Consider the following 18,264-nt stretch of genomic DNA (forward strand, 5'->3'; position numbering starts at 1 on the left):
GAAGCTGAGCTGCGCCGCTGGGCTTGGAACGGATTTGGTGCTAGGCTCTAGGGATTTCTGTTAGCGTTGGCTTGACGTAACGCCGTGGACATGCTTTCCAAGCATGCGGCACCTCTGTATCGGTGCTGAGCTGCGCTGAGGAGAACGAAGTTTTCAGGTACAAACTTGTTCGATTAGGATATAATATTGTCAGAGAATCTGATTTTCGTACAAACTGAAAATGGAGTTGAGATAGAATGGAAAGCATTGGGCGAAGGGTTTCCAAGTCTAAGGTGAAAACGAGAAATAATAAAATTGTAATTCGAAATCGGAATCAAATTACAATTCCAAGAGAATATGCAGAATATGTAGGTATCGGTGAAGGTGAAGAATTAAAGTATGAGATTTCGGATGATGGGGCACTGATCCTCCGACCAGTCATAACAGTACCAAAGGACCAAGCTTGGTTTTGGACGAAAAAGTGGCAGGCCGAAGAAAGAGAAGTGGATGAGGAAATCAAGACAGGCCAGATAAGCGCTCCTCAAAATCTGGAGGATTTTATTCATGACCTTGAAAAGCTTTAGACGTTCCAAACGGTTTGAACGCAACTTCAAGAAGCTTCCACAAGAAATCAAAGATGCATTTTACAGTCAGTTGAAAAAGTTCCGTACCAGCCATCCTAATCTTCACCCTTCGCTAAGGGTCAAAGGGGTTCAAGGCAAAAAGGGAATATATGAGATGACAGTGACAATGGATATCCGGGTTACCTTCGAGTATACAGAAAATGGGATGTTGTTCAGGAACATAGGCGCTCATGATGAGACACTTAAGAATGCTTAGCTAGCGTTCTCTGCTCGAGGCCAAGGCCAGCGTTCGCTTAAGGATGTGTTCATAACACTATGAGGAGGTAAGGGAGGTGTGTTCGTTTGAAAAATGAAAGTGCGGGGTCTGGTTTGAAAGAGATTGTGCTGCAGAGCCAGTCTAAGAGGTTACGGGCGGCTGTCTTTGAGCAGGGCAATTTAATGGATGTGTTCGAGGAAGAGGGCGGTTCGACTCATTTGGTGGGAAATATTTATCGGGGTCGGGTGGAGAATGTTTTGCCTGGGATGCAGGCGGCGTTTGTTGATATTGGGCTGGATAAGAATGCGTTTCTCTATGTTAGTGATGCTGTGCTGTCGCGTTTTGAGGAGGACGAGAAGGTTGATCCTGCTGCTCATGTTCGGATTGAGCACATTCTTAAACCTCGTCAAGAACTATTGGTTCAGATTATTAAAGAACCGGTGGGCTCAAAGGGGGCCCGGATTAGTGTCAATTTGACGTTGCCTGGGCGGTATGTTGTGCTGCTTCCTCAGGTAAGTTATATTGGTGTGTCTCGGAAGATTCAAGACAATGATGAACGGGCTCGTTTGCGAGATTTGGCGGATAGCGCTAAGCCGGAGGGTATGGGGGTTATTATTCGCACTCTGGCTGAGGGAATTGCCGGTGAAGAGATTGCGGAAGATATTGCTCAGCTTGTGGAGACCTGGAGAGCTTTGCAACCGAGGATTCCGCATGTTTCTATGCCGGGTCTGGTCCACAAGGATGTGGATTTGATTTCCCGGTTAGTGCGCGATTGGATTGATCAAGACGTGGGGAGAATTATTGTTGATAAGGATGAAGTGGCGCAAACCCTGCGCAAGGCCTTGCGAGAGATTGAACATCCGGCAGCAAAACACATTCTTGTGGTCACGGGAGAGGACCTCTTTGCCAAGTATGGTGTCGATGATGAAATTCGGAAAACTCTGCGCCCTAAGGTTTGGTTAAAAAGCGGAGGTTATCTAATAATTCAGCAGACAGAAGCTTTAAGCGTAATTGATGTGAATACTGGAAAATATGTGGGGCAACGTTCTCTGGAGGAAACAGTGCTCCATACGAACTTGGAGGCTGCTCGTGAGATTGCCCATCAGTTGCGTCTGAGAAATCTTGGCGGGATTATTATCATTGACTTTATCGACATGGCGGCTAGAGAAGATCAGCAGCAGGTGATTGAAGTACTGGAGAAGTCCTGCGCTCGGGATAAGACGAAGTCCCAGGTGTTAGGGCTGACCCAACTGGGGTTGGTGGAAATGACCCGGAAAAAAGTCGGTCAGACGTTAGCGGTGCGTTATACCTTGCCCTGTCCGACCTGTGATGGGAGCGGAAGAGTCTAGGAAGATACAACTCAACAGAAGCCCAAAATCCTCGAAAGTCTTCATATAGAAAGGCTTTCGAGGATTTTTCTTTTTTAGAAGAGCCATACAAATCTTCCATCACTAGGGATGAATTGTGCCAATTGCTGTGATCACACAGCTTAAGATGGAGAGCGCGTTATTTCAGTTGCAAGATAAGTTCCACAAAAGTGATTTATTTCTAATAAAAGGTCTAAGTAAGCAGGAATATTTGATTTTATACAGAATCAATTGTATAGCGGGGATACTCCCTTTAATTAATATTAATGGGATGAGGCGATTGCGGGTGTTTTAATAATACCTATTTGGTTCTATGCCTACTTCCTTAGAAGAATTCTTAATGGGAGAGTATCTCAAGAAGTATTGGATTCATTTAGGACATTAAGATATTTATAGTTCATTTTAAGGGGGTGAAGGACGACCGCGTAACGTCCTGAGTGGGAGCAAGATAACCATTTTATTACCAAATTTGAACCTAATTTTGAGAGGAGAAATTCAATACATGAAGAAATCCAAAAAGGCGTTAGCTTCGTTAGCTATCGCAGGAATGCTTTCTATGATTCCGTTCAATGCCCTTGCAGAGAATGCAATCCCAGCTCGTATAGGGGGAACTGCAGCGGCACAGACAGCGGTACAAATTGCTAATCAAACAGGCTGGACAGGTACAGCAATCCTTGCATCATCGACTTCCTACGGTATGGTAGATGCGCTGACCGCTGGTCCACTTGCCACGTTCCTCAAAGCGCCTATTCTTCTGCAAGAAGCTGGGAATGTACTGAATCCAGATACCAAAGCAGAACTCACTAAACTAGAGGTTAAGACAGTTTATGTAACAAGCGGAACTGCGGTCATTAGCCAAGCCGTTCTTGATCAGTTGACTAACATGGGTATTAAAGTTGTTCCATTGGGTGGCTCAGATCGTTTTGAAACAGCCGTGAACATTGCTAAGCAAATGGTTGCCCTCGGTGCTAACGTCAATAAAGTCGCTGTTGCTTATGGATGGCTAAATCAAGATGCACTTTCCATCGCTTCAATAGCGTCTGCCCAAACCGAGCCAATTCTTTTAACCGAGAAAAATACAGTTCCTGAAAGCGTAAAAGCATTTTTAACCACAAACCCGAGTGTGACAGCAACCGATCTAATTGGTGGTACAGGTGTTGTCAGTGACGGGGTTAAGGCTCAGTTGCCAAATGCAACCCGCCAGTTTGGCAACACAGCGTATGATACGAACCTTGCCGTGCTTAAAGCATTTGACAGCGTTCTGAAGTATGATCATGTCTTCATAGCCAACGGTGAAACAGCTATTGATGCCTTGGCCGGAGCGCCTCTTGCCGCGCAGTACAATTCCGGTATTGTTCTCACCAAAGGAACAGCTAATGAGGGTACAAAATACGTAAGCAGTAAGCTTTCCGTTACCAGCGTTGTCACAGCTTTAGGGGGGACAGCAGTTGTGCCTGAAGCAGTACGCGCAGGCGTAGTTTATGTAGCCCCTGTTGTGCCTGTTGTGCCTAGTGGTGGTGGTGGAGGCGGTGGCGGCAGCAGCTCTTCATCAGTTGCCTCCGTAAAGAATTCAACGGAGTTAGCCAATGCACTAGATGACAAGAGTATCACCAAAATCAAATTCACAGCCAATATAACAAAGAATTTGAATATTACCCGCTCCCTGTCCATTGACTTCGGGAAATATGTCTTAACAGGTAACGTATCCTTTGACCATACCCATATCGGAACGTCAAGTTTAAAGGGAACTGCAGCGGACAGCATTATTGGTAATTTAACTGTTGATACAGAAAACGCATCATTTGAAAACAATGTAAGTGTTAGTGGCAATGTAAGTATTGCCGATGTTGAAATTGGTACTTGGACTGAATCCGCAGATGGCAACACACTAATTATAACCGACAGTGACGGTGCAGTCATAACCATAAATGGAAGCCCGGGTTCAGTTACAGTCAGTGAGAATGCAGCTGGGTCTTTAACAATCAACGTTAATGCAGAAGCGACAATTAATAACATTACTTGCAATGCTCCTGTGAACCTCAAAGTTGCAGCCAATGCACATGTTACCAGCGTAGTTATTGGAGCAAAGGCTGGCGGCTCAACCGTTACGAACAACGGAAATTTATCAAGTTTGGCAACCTATGCACCTCTGAACCTAGTAGCCAATGTGGCTCCTGGCGCTACATCAACCGCACCGGGTATTGAGATAGCAATCTCTGGTAAAGAAAAAGATAAAGTTAAACCAGTTACTATGGGAGCACTCAAAATTACGGACATTTCTTCAATCGATGGAGCAACATTAATTGGCGATACCCTATCATTCTCCTTTGCTAAACTGACAAAAGATTCGGGGATTACCGTTTCCAAAGACGCTAAGGCGTCGATTACCATTGGTAATTCAGGACCGATTGGAGATTTTGACCTAAAAGCAGGGGTAAATACCAACATTCTAACCGCCCCCTTACCAACCAATCTCAACTTAGCTCAAACCAATATGACAGCGGTCTTTAACGCCATTAAGGATTTAAATTCAACGGATAAAGAAGCCATCTTAAACACCGTTGATTTTGCCAAAGTATTGGAACTTGTTCAGGATGCAGATCCGGATACGCAAAATGCTGTATTTGAGCAGGTTGGATTTAGCGATTTCTATAAGGCAATTCGCAATGCCAGTCCGGATTTAAAATCTAAAATTGTAGATAATATGACGGCAGTTATTAATAAATCCTTAGAGGAAAATAGTGCTGACTTTAAAACTGATGTAGAAAGTATTATGGTGGGCGTCGTTGGTAAGATGGGTTTAAGTGGGGATCAGAAGAACATATTACTCGATTTCTATTCGGACGACAACACAGATGTGGCAGCCTTACTCAAAGCTCTTAACCTTTCTGTAGAGCAAAAAGCGGCTCTTGTCGACAATCTGGATTATGCGAAACTTTTTGAAGCAATGATGGATGATCTCACGCCTGAGACAAGAGCTAAGATGTTTAAAACTGTCAACTTTACGGATCTCTTCAACGCGATTAAGTCGGCAAATGAAGCTCAGAAAGAGCAGATTTATGAGAATATCCTCGGCACCATGGACACCATTGCTGCTGACTCAGGTATTTCACGCGTTGACTTGCTTAATGCCCTGGTATTTGGAGCGGATAAAAAGGAGGCCTTCTTCCATTTCCTGAGAAACTTAGATGGAACGACTGGCGATGTAACGGCAACCGTTACATTAACTGATGCTAATTCAGGTTCAAGTACTAAAACTTACACCTTCATTATCAGCGAGTAAGTTTGGTAATATTTGTGGGGCCAGCTTTGTAAGGCTGGCCCTTTCTGTCGATTACGATTCCGGTTGGCCAATAAGTGTCACCGCCGTTCTGCACTTAGCTGAGTAAAAGCTGGAAGAACATAGAAGTGAAAATTCTTGCAGGAAAAAACAGAATTATAGCGAATAGTTACGATAAATGAATAACAATGTCTATTTTCTAACAGGGACATGTCTCTTTAGGTTTAAATATAAATTAGGAGGACGATTATGCGTAAAAAAACAAAACAAAAGCTGCTCAGCAGTTTTATGGCAGCGCTTGTTGTGTTGTCTCCGACTCTAACCCCAATGGTGGCGAAGGCAGCTTCAGTCAATGAATCAAATAGTATTACCCGGATCGGTGGCGTTGACCAGTACGCCACAGCAGCCCTGATGGCTCTAAAAGGCTGGCCAGAGACAACAGATAATGTCGTGCTCTCAGCCGGAATGAACTACTCACTCGTCGATGCTCTGGCAGCAGGTCCGTTAGCCGCCAAACTGAAAGCGCCTATTCTCTTAACAGATAATGGAGATCAACTGAATTCCTATGCCAAAGCCGAATTATTGCGTCTCCAACCTAAAAAGGTTTACATAACCAGCGGTACGGCAGTGATCAAATCCTCAGTTATTGACGAAATTAAAGCTTTAGGTATCACGCCCGTTCAGCTCGGAGGCTATGACCAATATGAGACCTCTGTGAACATTGCCCGTGAATTAGCCAGCCAAGGCGCTGATATTACCCGAGTTGTCTTAGCTGCCGGTTGGCTAAGCCCGGCAGATGCTCTGTCCATCGCTCCCATTGCCGCAGCCCAGGGGATGCCGATCTTAACCACATCCCGTGATCAGCTGCCGGCCTCAGTAAAAACCTATTTAGACAGTATCCAGGCTAAGGTTACCGGTTCTTATGTGGTCGGTGGAACAGCTGTAGTGTCCGACGCCGTTAAAAATCAATTACCTGGTACAGTCAGCCGTTATGCAGGACAGACAAAGTATGACACCAATGTCCAAATCCTGAAGGGATTGGCAGATGAATATAAGAGTGATCAAGTTTATATTGCCAATGGGGAAACCCTAGTTGATGCTTTGGCAGGTGTATCCCTGGCTGCAGCAAACGAGGCTCCTATTGTTTTGGTCAATCGACAGGCAGAAGAGAGCACCAAGGACTTTATGAAACTGACGATGGCAGCATCCAATATGGTCGCTTTAGGCGGCGAAGCCGTAGTACCTTCTGCAGTCCTAAATAATTTGGATTCTGGCATTGAATATGCTACGGACAATAGCACAGTTGGTTCACTGGACTCTGCTAATTCGGCGGAACTGAAGGACAACATTCGGATTACAGGGAATAACATAACCCTGGAAAATGCTCAGGCCGACTACAGCGTCTATGTCAAAGGTGAGAACATCACCCTGAAGAATCTAAAGGTCAAAGGGACAGTCTTTGTTGATCCCGGCGACAGCGGATCGGCAACCCTAGAGGGTGTCGACGCGGCCAAAATTGTCATTCGCTCTGGAGGCAATGACAGCATTCATCTGAATAATACAACGGCGGATGTACTTGACATAGACAGCAGCAGTGATGTGCGGGTTGAGTCGGCAGGGACTACGGCAATCGCCAATACAGAGGTTCGTTCTTCGGCAATCCTTGACGTTCAAGATGGTTCGCTGGGTGGAGTTACTATTTTGAGTACCCCCGGACAGAGTCCTCTTGTCGAGCTGCGCGGGATATTTACTCAGCCGGTTGTGATCAATAATGAAAATGCCCAACTTCATCTCAGTGCCACAGCAGTCCTCCCAAGTCTTATAGCCAACGTTAAAACATCTCTTTTGGTCGACCTGGGAGCAAAAGTAACAAAATATGATAACAAAGGAAATTTCGTGGTAATCACCGGAACGGGGGCGAAAGCAATTCCAGCCAGCAGTTCTGCAACTTCGGGCGGTTCAACTGGTACTACGTCCGGTTCAACAGGCTCTTCGCCTGCCGAAGACCCGACAAATCCTACTACACCTACTGATCCAGCCTCCGTCAACATTAGCGGCCTGCGTGTGATCACTGATCCGTCAAATTCCTTGGGACCCTTCGAGAATGGGGCGGAAATTGATCTTTCCGGACTTGGTGATCCAGTCCAGCTTTTGGGTTTTGCGGTAAAGGCAGACCAGGATTGTACCATGAAACTAACGTTCCTTGGTAAAACCAAGAATATCTCTTTAACAGCAGATGATGAGAAAATTATTACCCTGAGTGATCTTGGCGAGAATATAACGGCAACTATGGAATTATTAAGAGAATATTATTCCGATACTAATACTAAAACCCTGGAAGGCAAGCTATTAATCGGCGGAGAATCCGTAGGAAAGTTAAAGGTCAAATTAATTTTGGCAAAGTAAGGGATCTGCAATCAATTAGTGTTTCTGTGGCCGTATTTAATACGGCCTTTCACCTGCAATACTAATTTAAAAACATTATTTATTCCTGGAGGAAATGAAAGAATTAACGCGAATAATATAAGGTCGAACCAGTTTCCCAGTAACTATTTGGGAGGTCAAAATGGAAGAGGAAATCGAATTACGGCAGTATTGGGATATGCTGCGAAAACGTTGGATGATCGTGGTGGTGCTGCCCCTTATCGCAGCGCTGACCAGCGGAATTATTAGTTTTTTTGTCATTAAACCAGTTTATCAAGCTTCTACTACGCTGATTGTCGGGAAAAAAGCTGCCGAGGCAGGTCAAGCGGCTACCCAAATGCTGGATAATAGTGTACTCCTAGCGAACCAACAACTTGCTAAAACCTATGCTACGATTGCTCAGAGTCGTACCGTCGAGCAAAGTGTGCTCAATGACTTAAACCTAGCGCTCACAGTTGGAGAACTAGATAAACTGATTTCCATAAATCCTGTGAAGACTACAGAAATCTTAGAAATTCAGGTTAGCAATACAGACCCTAAGCTAGCCGCTTCGATTGCCAACACCATGGCGCAAGAGTTTTCTAAAGCCGTTATTGAAATAAAAAAGGTGGACAGTGTTAGTATCGTGGACACTGCGGTGACCCCGGATAAGCCTGTTAAGCCTAATAAAACCCTGAACATACTGATTGCCTTTGTTGTGGGCTTGATGGCTGCGGTTGGCTTGGCCTTCTTGCTGGAATACTTGGATAACACTATCAAGACCTCAGAGGATGTCGAGAAGCTCTTGGGAATTCCCGTACTGGGCGTTATTCCCAACTATCAAATAGGCAAACAAGGGTAAGGGAGTAGATTTTATTGGCATATTCATTAATCACCCTAGAGCAATCAAAATCTCCAATCTCAGAGGCTTACCGGACGCTCAGGACGAACGTTCAGTTTACGAGTGTGGACTCGGAAACTAAAAAAATCATGATTACCAGTTCCGGCCCTCGGGAAGGCAAATCCTCCACCGTCGCCAATCTGGCAGTTAGCATAGCTCAAGCGGGGAAATCTGTGATTGTAGTCGATGCTGACATGCGCAATCCAACTCAGCATAAACTATTTGGCTTGGATAATGGGCAAGGGTTATCTGTGGCCCTGGTTCAGGATCAAGACTATCGCCAATACGTCCAGGAAACTGCTGTGCCCGGCGTAATGGTGCTCACAGGAGGCCCCATCCCCCCAAACCCTGCGGAACTTGTTGGCTCCAAACGGATGAAGCGTTTAATTGAGGAATTCAGTGAGCAATTTGACACAGTCCTCATTGATACCCCTCCGATTATTGCGGTTACGGATGCTGCGATTATAGCTCAGGAAGTCGATGGGGTCATCCTGGTCTTGGCCTCAGGCGAAGTGAACAAGGAATTTGCCCAAAGGGCCAAAGAACAGCTGGATAAAGTAGGGGCTAAGATCCTCGGGGCGGTTCTCAATAAAGCGGACATGAAAACCAGCGAATACTACTATTACTACTACTATCATGGGTCTGACGATTCTGCGAAGAAGCCTAAGCGCCATAAAGCACGCTAATGTAAAAGCAGCCCTCTTCCAACTACAAGTGGAAGAGGACTGCTTTGTTTAGAAATGGGAGTATCCATCGATCACTTGTTGTTGAGCCTGTTTACCCATCTCACGAGCGGCGTAGAGCTTAGAGGGGCTGAAAGAGGAAATTCCCTTTAAGACGACACCCATGGAATCTTTAGCTAAGCTGATTCCTGCCAAAAACTTCTGGTAGGAGGGGGTTAGCTTTTCTTCTGTCGGAGGATTTGCTTTCACAAACTCTTCTGCAGTGGTTAATGTCGCTTGAGCTTGAAGGATGCTGGACTTATATGTGGAAAGTGAGAGCTTTTTGCCTTGTAAGGCTAAGGTATTTTCCTTCACGTTTCGCATGGTTTGCAGGGCCTGCTGATAAGTCTGGGTCATCAATTGTTTGTAATCTCCGGAAGACGATGTTGCCGAGGGGGCCGAAGTGCTCGAATTCCCAGAGAGTCCAGAGGAGGAAGGGGTTTGGGCAGAAGAGGTAGAGGAAGAATCAGCAGGATTGGGGGTGGTAGACGATGGGGATGTCGAATCGGGTGAGTCGCCTGATGTGGTCCCTTTGGAACCCGACGTTTGGGCAGACTGTTGAGTATCAGACGCATATTGATTAGCCATCTGCTGCCCTTGATATACTTGCCACCCCACATAACCGCCGATCACTACGACTATAACGCCCAGGCCTGTTAGGATGTGTCGTAACTTAAGTTTAAACATCGTTAACTCCTCTCTTGACAGTTTCAAGCGTGTACTTAAATTAAATTGTAGCATTCTTTAAGGAGATAACAAAGAAAACTTGCAGGGTGTAAATTTTTACAAGAGGCTTGAGGGAGGAAAATATGAATGCATGACGAACTATAGTATAACAGAACTATGTTAATTAAGATAATCTACTAAATAGCTCGAAATTAGAGGTATAGTGAAGTTTAGGAGAGCTTACATGATTGATACTCATAGCCACATTTTGCCAGGAGTGGATGACGGCTCAAAAAATATGGATGAAACGCTGGGAATGGTGCGCCAGTTGCACGATGCAGGCTTTAAGACCTTGATCGCAACACCGCATGTCCTGGAAGGGGCTGCTTACTTGACTCCTGCGGAAATCCTAGCGGCGACAGAGCAAGTGCGCCAAGCAGTGGCCGAAGTGGGGATTCCCGTGGAAATCTTGCCAGGCGCCGAGAACTACATCTTCCCTGATATGGCGAAATGGGTACGCGCGGAGAAACTACTGACCCTAGGAAACATAGGCAAGCATCTTCTCCTAGAGCTCCCGCTGTTCGAAATCCCGCACTATACCGATCAAGTCTTCTTTGAGCTCCAAGTTGAGGGGGTGACTCCGGTTCTTGCTCATCCGGAACGGTATAAAGGGCTTGTCGACGAGCCGGAGCGTCTAATTGAATGGGCCAAAAAGGGAGTTTTCTTTCAGTTGGATTTAAGAAGTTTGAACGGGAAATACGGTCCCCAGGCTAAACGACTAGCTGAACTGATGCTCCATAGCGATTTTATCCACTTGATTGGATCAGATGCCCACCGCGTGTCCCGAAGTGAGTCCTGCTATTTGGAGGCGCTTCAGGGAGTAAAAGATATCGTTGGCGAGGAAAGGTTTCGAGAAGTGACTCTGGCCAATCCTCAAAGCATACTAGAAGGTAAGGCATTGGATAGTAGTAGAGATTATTCCCTTAATAAATCTGTAATGAAAAAGAGAAAACGTGGGTTTTGGAGTTGGTTCAGACGTTAGAGAATGTCAAAAGAGGGGAGTACTGTTGATATCTAGAGGAGTTCAATGAAAGTGCATGAAATTTCCGAGGTATGAGCATTTGATTTTATTATAGTGGATTTTAAGGCGATTCATGTCGATATTTAAAGTTTAATAACGTTTCTATTCGAATTTTCATATTAAAAGAAAAAAGATTAAAAATATAATTCGTTCGTTATAAAGGACATTTGTATTTAAAGGCGAATACATAAATATAGTACATTTGTCCTAGTACAGCCTTAGGACTGTACTAGGACCGTAGACTTAACGCGGTTAGGTCTACGGTCTATAATTCTTTAGGATGGTACTAACGTCATTTGAGATTATGGCAAAGGAAAAGGAGTTTGGCAATGAGATTAATCTTACTTTCGGGCGGCTCGGGCAATCGCCTGAGGCCGTTATCGAATGATGCACGGTCTAAGCAGTTTCTTAAGGTGCTGGAGAATGAGAACGGGGACAGTGAGTCGATGGTGCAACGGGTTTGGGGCCAGCTAAAAGCGGTGGGGTTGGCGGATTCTGCTGTTGTTGCTACGAGCAAATCTCGAGTGGATATGATTCAAAGTCAGTTGGGTGACTCTGTAGGGCTAGTCGTTGAACCGCAGCGAAGGGATACCTACCCGGCAATTGCCCTGGCGGCTGCTTACTTATCTTCGGTTGAACATGTCAGTCCTAATGAAGTCGTTGCTGTACTCCCGGTAGATTCCTTTGTGGATGATCGTTTCTTCCTTCCAGTGGGTTAAGGAGTTGGAGGATGTACTGATTAATACGGAGGCAGACCTGACTCTTGTGGGGGTCACACCCACCTAGTCTTCTGAAAAATATGGGTATGTGTTTACAGGGTCGAAGCAAGAGGGTCATCCTTTCGTGAAAGTTTCTCATTTTAAAGGGGATATGAGCGCTGGGGATTGCATAGAGCCACTACATATAGTGTCTGATTAGGTGAACAAACACTAGATGTAGTGTTTGAGAAAAGTGTATCCCCGATGTTTAGATGTCTTGCAAATAAAGGGTTTGAGGGTTGTTTAAATCTCCAGAGGAGCGCTGGGGATTACAAAGAGATGCACAGTGAAAGCCTGTGTTGGCGCGGGTTTGCGTTGTGTAGGGTAACGTCGAAGCGTTTCAAGTGTGATTTGGAGAGTCAAGAAATAGGGTGGGTACTATAAAGGAATTCTAATTTTTGATTGTCCTTATTACATCGTTAAGGTGACATTAGACCGTAAATAGATTTTCTGGGTTTATTAGATAGAGAAGATAATGGAGAAGGAGCGTGGGATCGTGAGACTGATATTACTTTCAGGGGGTTCAGGTAAACGGTTATGGCCATTATCAAATGATGCACGTTCCAAGCAGTTTCTGAAGGTCCTGCTAAATGAACGTGGAGAGTTAGAATCGATGGTACAGCGCGTGTGGTCGCAGCTAGAATCTACAGGCCTCGGGGAGACTTCTTATATTGCGACGAGTAAATCGCAGTTGGATATGATTCAGAACCAGCTTGGATCTGATATGAAGCTGATCGTGGAGCCGGAGAGACGGGATACCTTTCCGGCGATTGCATTGGCGAGTACATATCTCTATTCGGTAGAAGGCGTTGAACTTGATGAAGTTGTTGTAGTGCTTCCTGTAGATCCATACGTAGATGAAAGCTTTTTTGAGAGGGTCAAGGGTTTAGAACAGATTCTCGAAGACGGGCTGGCGGATTTAGCATTGATGGGAGTTGTGCCAACTTATCCGTCTGAGAAATATGGATATATCGTACCGGAAGCAGGGCAAATGGACCATGAGGTTGTGAAAGTCAGCCACTTTCGGGAAAAACCGACTGAAGAACAAGCTCAGAAGTTGATTTCGCAACAGGCCATGTGGAATTGCGGGGTATTTGCTTTTAAACTTGGGTTTGTGATTGCCAAGATACGGGAACTAGGTTTTGCTACCGATTATGAAGTACTGCGGGAGCACTATGGGGGGCTGCCAAAGATTAGTTTCGATTACCAGGTTGTCGAGAAGACGAAGGATATAAGCGCTTTACGATATGATGGCGAGTGGAAGGATCTTGGCACTTGGAATACGCTCACAGAAGAAATGTCCAGAGAATTAATTGGCAACGGAATCATCAGTGAGGATTCAAAGAATACCCATTTGGTGAATGAGTTGGATATTCCGGTTACCGTGCTGGGGTTATCAAATATTGTGGTAGCAGCTAGCCCGGATGGGATACTTGTCTCAGATAAAGGTGCGAGTCCCCGGGTTAAGGAAGTGGTAAGTGGGCTCGACCACAGGCCGATGTTTGAGGAACGGCGTTGGGGTTGGTATAAGGTTCTTGAACACACCACGTCCCCGAGCGGTCAGGAAGTCCTAACCAAACGCATTGGGATTAAGGCTGGGAAAAATTTGAGTTATCAGATGCACTATATGCGGAGCGAGGTTTGGACGATCGTCAGTGGGACTGGGGAGTTTGTCTTAGATGAGATTATCTATCCGGTTAAGGCTGGCGATGTAGTGAATATACCCGTACAGGCTAAACATGGGATACGAGCAGTCTCGGATCTGGAATTCATTGAAGTTCAGATGGGGAGAGCGCTTGTTGAGGAGGACATTGTGAGGCTTTTCATGACTTGGGATGAGGTAGAAGAACGTTGTGTGAGGCGTCCCATTCTAGAAGTTGCTGAGAAGCCAGCGTAAGTCCTTGTTGCCTATAAAAGGGATGAGATTTATGTAACCCCATAGGGGAGGGAAAAGTGTGTTACGAGAGTTCGGGACGATCTTAGATGATATTTCACAGTTGGTAGATTTAATTATTCTTGGTTTGGGTTTCTACTTTACTGTCGAATTGTATCGGTATAAACATCCCTCGGCGGGAAGAGTATGGGAACAATACTTTCTTATCTTTTTGGTTTATATCATATGTTGGATTATCAGTTCTAACATTAATCGAATATACCAGTCCAGGAGGTTTATGCCTGTAGGTCATGAAACCATACAACTCATTAAAACACATGGAGCTACCTTTGCAGTAACAATTATGTCCGTTACCTTATACCAACCCACTCTGATACATAACCGATTTGTATTTTACTTTGAGATTATAGCACTGGGTCTAACTTTAGGTACACATTTAGTTGTTCGTTTGATTCTACAAGCTTGGCGTTCCATTGGAAGAAACACACGGTATGTACTCATCCTTGGTAGCGGTCAAGCAGCGCACTCTTATTTAGAGAAAGTTAATAAAAACCCTCAGCTGGGTTATAAAGTGGTCGGTTATTTGGCTCCTGAACGCAATGGTCTAGAGATACCCTATTTAGGTGATTATTCAAATCTTCAAACCGTTTTAAGTATGAAGGTTGTTGATGTTACAGTTATCGCAGCACCCTTGTCAGATGAAAGGGTGAAGGATTGCGTAGAGCTGTTGGATGTCATGGGGAAAGCAGTAACGATTTTACTTGACGATATTGTAGCCAAAGTAGCACGAAGTAGACCAATTGATTTCGATGGTCTGCCGATGGTTGCCTATGATGGCCGTCCGAGACTTCCTGGGCATGAACTGACTAAGAGGGCTATGGATGTTATCATCGCGGGTTTAGGTCTTATCATTATCAGTCCGATTTTATTAGCAATTGCCATTGCAATTAAGATATCGTCCGATGGACCGATTTTCTTTGGTCAAGAACGGGTTGGTTTAAATGGTCGGACTTTTAAAATGTATAAATTTAGATCGATGGTTGTGAATGCGGAAGAACTGAAGGCGAAGTTGGCTCATCTTAATGAGATGAGTGGGCCGGTGTTTAAGATCTCAAACGATCCGAGGGTGACTACTGTGGGAAGGTTTCTCCGTAAAACCAGTTTGGATGAGTTACCGCAGTTGTGGAATGTATTCCTTGGGTCGATGAGTTTGGTCGGACCACGCCCTCCACTGCCGAATGAGGTTAATATGTATGATCCTAAGCACAGGAAACGATTGGCGGTGAAGCCGGGGATTACGTGTATTTGGCAGATTAGTGGACGAAATGAAGTGGATTTTGAAGAGTGGATGGAAATGGATGCCGAGTATGTTGACCGGTGGTCGTTGTGGATGGATATAGAGATTTTGGCGAAAACGGTACCGGTGGTGTTGGCAAGAAAAGGGGCAAGTTGAAATAGAGTCATATTAGCAAGGATAGAATATCCAGGCCGTATCGTTATACAAACAGCTGATGATTTATGTATATTTTAAGGTGTTTGACATTCCATCAACTCGTTTGAGATAGCTATGGCAATTATAAAGCGATTTTATCCACATTGGGGACATCATGTGACCGGAAGAAGAGAAGTTTTGAAGTTTATTAAATTAGAAGACATCGTCCATTGTGAACAAGCGGGTTGAAGTATATCTGACTAATAAGACTTGAATTTAACCGTAACGGTTCGATGCAAAAGAGGCGATAGCGTTGCGATTTTGTTTTTATAGAGGCACCGATTAATGTCTACTCAATTATTAGTGGCATCCTGATGGGTGCTAGAGACACCTGAAAACACCCCGGAGTTTTACTTTTGTGTCAAAGGGCTTAGATGCTGATAACCTCATTTTTCTACGGTGTTAAGGGTGTACATTGAAATTCTAGCCGGTGCGGATTGGTGAAAATGCTAATATTTTACGGACTTTCGTGTGGATCTCATTGTCTGAGTAAGTTTGCTGAGTGGTACGCAGAGTTTTGAGAACATCTGTCATGTGATGGGGTAGAGAGGAATTATGTGTATGAATAACGACTTGAATATTACTGTAGCAGGCACTGGTTATTATGAGGCGAATAACAGCTGGGGCGCTGGCAGTGAAAAGTCAGTGGAAGAGTAACAGCGAAAACTTTTGAAAGAGTAGCATTCAGGGCGTCATGAAGCGGATTAAGGCAAAAGGTGCCACTGTGATTATTTATTAGCCGACACTGAAATACGGCGAGATCTTTTTCGATAGCGTTGTGGTCAATGATCTCAATGAGTTCAAGAAAAAATGTGATGCCATCATTGCAAACGCTATAATAGCTGTTTGGACGATGTGAAAGACAAGGTTTACACTCGAGATATTCCAAGCGTGTTTGATGAGGAGGTAGCAGCATGAAAGGAATTATTTTAGCTGGTGGATCAGGCACCAGATTGTATCCGCTAACCAAAGTGACATCGAAACAGTTACTTCCTATTTATGATAAACCAATGATTTATTATCCGATGTCTGTTCTTATGAATGCGGGCATTCGTGATATTCTGATCATTTCTACACCACAGGACACTCCGCGATTTAAGTCATTGCTCGGTGACGGGCATCAGTTTGGGGTGAGTCTCACCTACGCTGTTCAGCCCTCTCCGGATGGACTGGCGCAGGCATTTATTATTGGCGCTGATTTTATTGGTAATGACACTGTGGCTATGGTCTTGGGTGACAACATTTTCGCCGGTCATGGTTTGAAAAAGCGCCTAAAAGCTGCTGCCGAGAATGGAGAGTCTGGCAAAGGCGCAACTGTGTTCGGTTATTACGTGGACGACCCGGAGCGGTTTGGCATAGTGGAGTTTGACAAGGATGGACATGCCGTTTCTATCGAAGAGAAACCTGCAAAGCCTAAGAGCAATTACTGCGTAACCGGTCTCTACTTCTATGACAACCGCGTGGTGGAGTATGCAATGAACCTGAAGCCCTCCGCCCGTGGAGAGTTAGAGATTACTGATTTAAACCGTATCTATCTGGAGAACGGCGACCTGAATGTGGAACTGCTAGGGCAGGGGTTCACCTGGCTGGATACCGGGACGCATGAGAGCCTGGTCGAAGCCACTAATTTCGTAAAAACTGTTGAGACCCACCAGCACCGTAAGATTGCGTGCTTAGAGGAAATCGCCTACCTGAACGGCTGGATCAGCCGTGAGGATGTTCTGGCAGTTTACGAGGTACTGAAGAAGAACCAGTACGGCCAGTACCTGAAGGATGTTCTGGATGGCAAGTTTATCGATGTGTTGTATTGAGAATCTTTAAAATAGAGAGGAAATAAAATCATGACTATGGTTGTAACCGGCGGTGCCGGATTTATCGGAAGTAATTTCATTTTCCACATGCTAAAAAAAAACCGGATTACCAGATTATCTGCCTGGATAAGCTGACCTATGCTGGTAATTTGTCCACACTGGCTCCTGTTATGGAGAATCCCAACTTCCGTTTTGTGAAAGCAGATATCTGTGACCGGGAGGCAGTCTATCAGCTGTTCGAAGAAGAGCATCCTGACATTGTGGTTAACTTTGCGGCGGAATCCCATGTGGACCGCTCCATCGAAGCCCCTGGTATCTTCCTGCAGACCAACATCATGGGTACTGCGACCCTGATGGATGCTTGTCGTAAGTACGGCATTACTCGCTATCATCAGATTTCTACTGATGAAGTCTACGGTGATCTTCCGCTGGATCGTCCCGACCTGTTCTTCAGTGAGGAAACCTCTATCCACACCAGTTCTCCATACAGCAGCTCCAAGGCTGCCGCTGACCTGCTGGTTCTAGCATATCACCGCACCTATGGTCTGCATGTGACGATTAGCCGCTGCTCCAACAATTATGGACCGTATCACTTCCCGGAGAAGTTGATTCCTCTTATGATCGCCAATGCACTGAACGACAAGCCACTGCCTGTCTATGGTGAGGGCTTGAATGTCCGCGACTGGCTGTATGTGGAGGATCATTGCAAGGCAATTGATTTGATTATCCACAAGGGTCGTGTCGGTGAGGTCTACAACATCGGCGGCCACAATGAGATGAAGAACATTGACATTGTAAAGTTGATTTGCAAGGAATTAGGTAAGCCGGATAGCTTGATTACCCATGTAACTGATCGGAAGGGCCATGATATGCGTTATGCCATAGACCCGACCAAAATCCATAATGAGTTAGGTTGGCTGCCTGAGACGATGTTCAAGGACGGCATCAAAAAGACCATCCAGTGGTATCTGGACAATCGTGAGTGGTGGGAAACCATTATCTCTGGCGAATATCAGAACTACTACGAGAAGATGTACGGGAACCGCTAATCAGTTTTGAACGATTGTGTT

General features: G+C 45.1%; 13 protein-coding genes and 2 pseudogenes. 14 read left to right on the plus strand and 1 reads right to left on the minus strand.

All coding sequences use genetic code 11. From position 1 onward, the window contains the following. Nucleotides 1-236 precede the first annotated feature (236 nt). The 7 genes from DOT_RS18200 (at nt 237) to DOT_RS18230 (ending at nt 9,456) form a co-directional block, all read left to right on the plus strand. A complete protein-coding gene (locus DOT_RS18200; RefSeq protein ID WP_009621902.1) occupies nt 237-563 on the plus strand; it encodes an AbrB/MazE/SpoVT family DNA-binding domain-containing protein in 327 nt (108 codons plus the stop codon). Beyond that, nucleotides 544-819 (plus strand): hypothetical protein, encoded by a 276-nt coding sequence (locus DOT_RS18205; protein ID WP_009621904.1) that lies wholly within the window; start codon nt 544-546, stop codon nt 817-819. Before DOT_RS18200 ends, DOT_RS18205 begins: the two co-directional genes overlap by 20 nt. A 113-nt stretch (nt 820-932) precedes the next feature. Continuing rightward, entirely contained in the window at nt 933-2,168 is a 1,236-nt protein-coding gene (locus DOT_RS18210; RefSeq protein ID WP_009621906.1) for an Rne/Rng family ribonuclease, read from the plus strand. A gap of 520 nt (nt 2,169-2,688) precedes the next feature. Beyond that, complete coding sequence (locus DOT_RS28860) at nt 2,689-5,469, plus strand: cell wall-binding repeat-containing protein (RefSeq protein ID WP_009621908.1); 2,781 nt, start codon at nt 2,689-2,691, stop codon at nt 5,467-5,469. A gap of 246 nt (nt 5,470-5,715) precedes the next feature. After that, nucleotides 5,716-7,872 (plus strand): cell wall-binding repeat-containing protein, encoded by a 2,157-nt coding sequence (locus tag DOT_RS18220; RefSeq protein ID WP_009621910.1) that lies wholly within the window; start codon nt 5,716-5,718, stop codon nt 7,870-7,872. A 160-nt stretch (nt 7,873-8,032) separates the two neighbouring features. Further along, nucleotides 8,033-8,731, plus strand: a complete 699-nt coding sequence (locus DOT_RS18225; RefSeq protein WP_009621912.1) for a Wzz/FepE/Etk N-terminal domain-containing protein — start codon at nt 8,033-8,035, stop codon at nt 8,729-8,731. A 14-nt stretch (nt 8,732-8,745) separates the two neighbouring features. Next, complete coding sequence (locus tag DOT_RS18230; RefSeq protein WP_009621914.1) at nt 8,746-9,456, plus strand: CpsD/CapB family tyrosine-protein kinase; 711 nt, start codon at nt 8,746-8,748, stop codon at nt 9,454-9,456. Between the two features lie 48 nt (nt 9,457-9,504). On the opposite strand, the gene DOT_RS29860 is transcribed toward DOT_RS18230, so the two are convergent. Continuing rightward, complete coding sequence (locus DOT_RS29860; RefSeq protein WP_139024245.1) at nt 9,505-10,179, minus strand: hypothetical protein; 675 nt, start codon at nt 10,177-10,179, stop codon at nt 9,505-9,507. 223 nt (nt 10,180-10,402) lie between these two features. On the opposite strand from DOT_RS29860, the gene DOT_RS18240 reads away from it, so the two are divergent. The 7 genes and pseudogenes from DOT_RS18240 (at nt 10,403) to rfbB (ending at nt 18,243) form a co-directional block, all read left to right on the plus strand. Further along, nucleotides 10,403-11,200 carry a CpsB/CapC family capsule biosynthesis tyrosine phosphatase gene (locus DOT_RS18240; RefSeq protein ID WP_009621919.1) on the plus strand — a complete coding sequence of 266 codons (798 nt, stop codon included), beginning with the start codon at nt 10,403-10,405 and terminating at the stop codon, nt 11,198-11,200. Nucleotides 11,201-11,568: 368 nt separating this feature from the next. After that, on the plus strand, nt 11,569-11,958 hold the full coding sequence (locus DOT_RS18245) for a sugar phosphate nucleotidyltransferase (RefSeq protein WP_009621921.1): 390 nt from the start codon (nt 11,569-11,571) through the stop codon (nt 11,956-11,958). 535 nt (nt 11,959-12,493) lie between these two features. Beyond that, nucleotides 12,494-13,894, plus strand: coding sequence for a sugar phosphate nucleotidyltransferase (locus DOT_RS18250; protein WP_050809909.1), 1,401 nt, complete (start codon nt 12,494-12,496; stop codon nt 13,892-13,894). 58 nt (nt 13,895-13,952) lie between these two features. After that, nucleotides 13,953-15,344 (plus strand): sugar transferase, encoded by a 1,392-nt coding sequence (locus DOT_RS18255; RefSeq protein WP_009621925.1) that lies wholly within the window; start codon nt 13,953-13,955, stop codon nt 15,342-15,344. A gap of 688 nt (nt 15,345-16,032) precedes the next feature. Beyond that, nucleotides 16,033-16,301 (plus strand): annotated as a pseudogene (locus DOT_RS31960) (hypothetical protein); the annotation flags it as partial. Beyond that, nucleotides 16,298-17,194 (plus strand): glucose-1-phosphate thymidylyltransferase RfbA, encoded by an 897-nt coding sequence (rfbA, locus tag DOT_RS18260; protein WP_009621928.1) that lies wholly within the window; start codon nt 16,298-16,300, stop codon nt 17,192-17,194. The pseudogene DOT_RS31960 and the gene rfbA, both read left to right, overlap by 4 nt. A gap of 30 nt (nt 17,195-17,224) precedes the next feature. Further along, nucleotides 17,225-18,243 (plus strand): annotated as a pseudogene (gene rfbB, locus DOT_RS18265) (dTDP-glucose 4,6-dehydratase). The last annotated feature ends 21 nt before the right edge of the window (nt 18,244-18,264 follow it).

It is taken from the genome of Desulfosporosinus sp. OT (assembly GCF_000224515.1).
Lineage (GTDB): Bacteria > Bacillota > Desulfitobacteriia > Desulfitobacteriales > Desulfitobacteriaceae > Desulfosporosinus.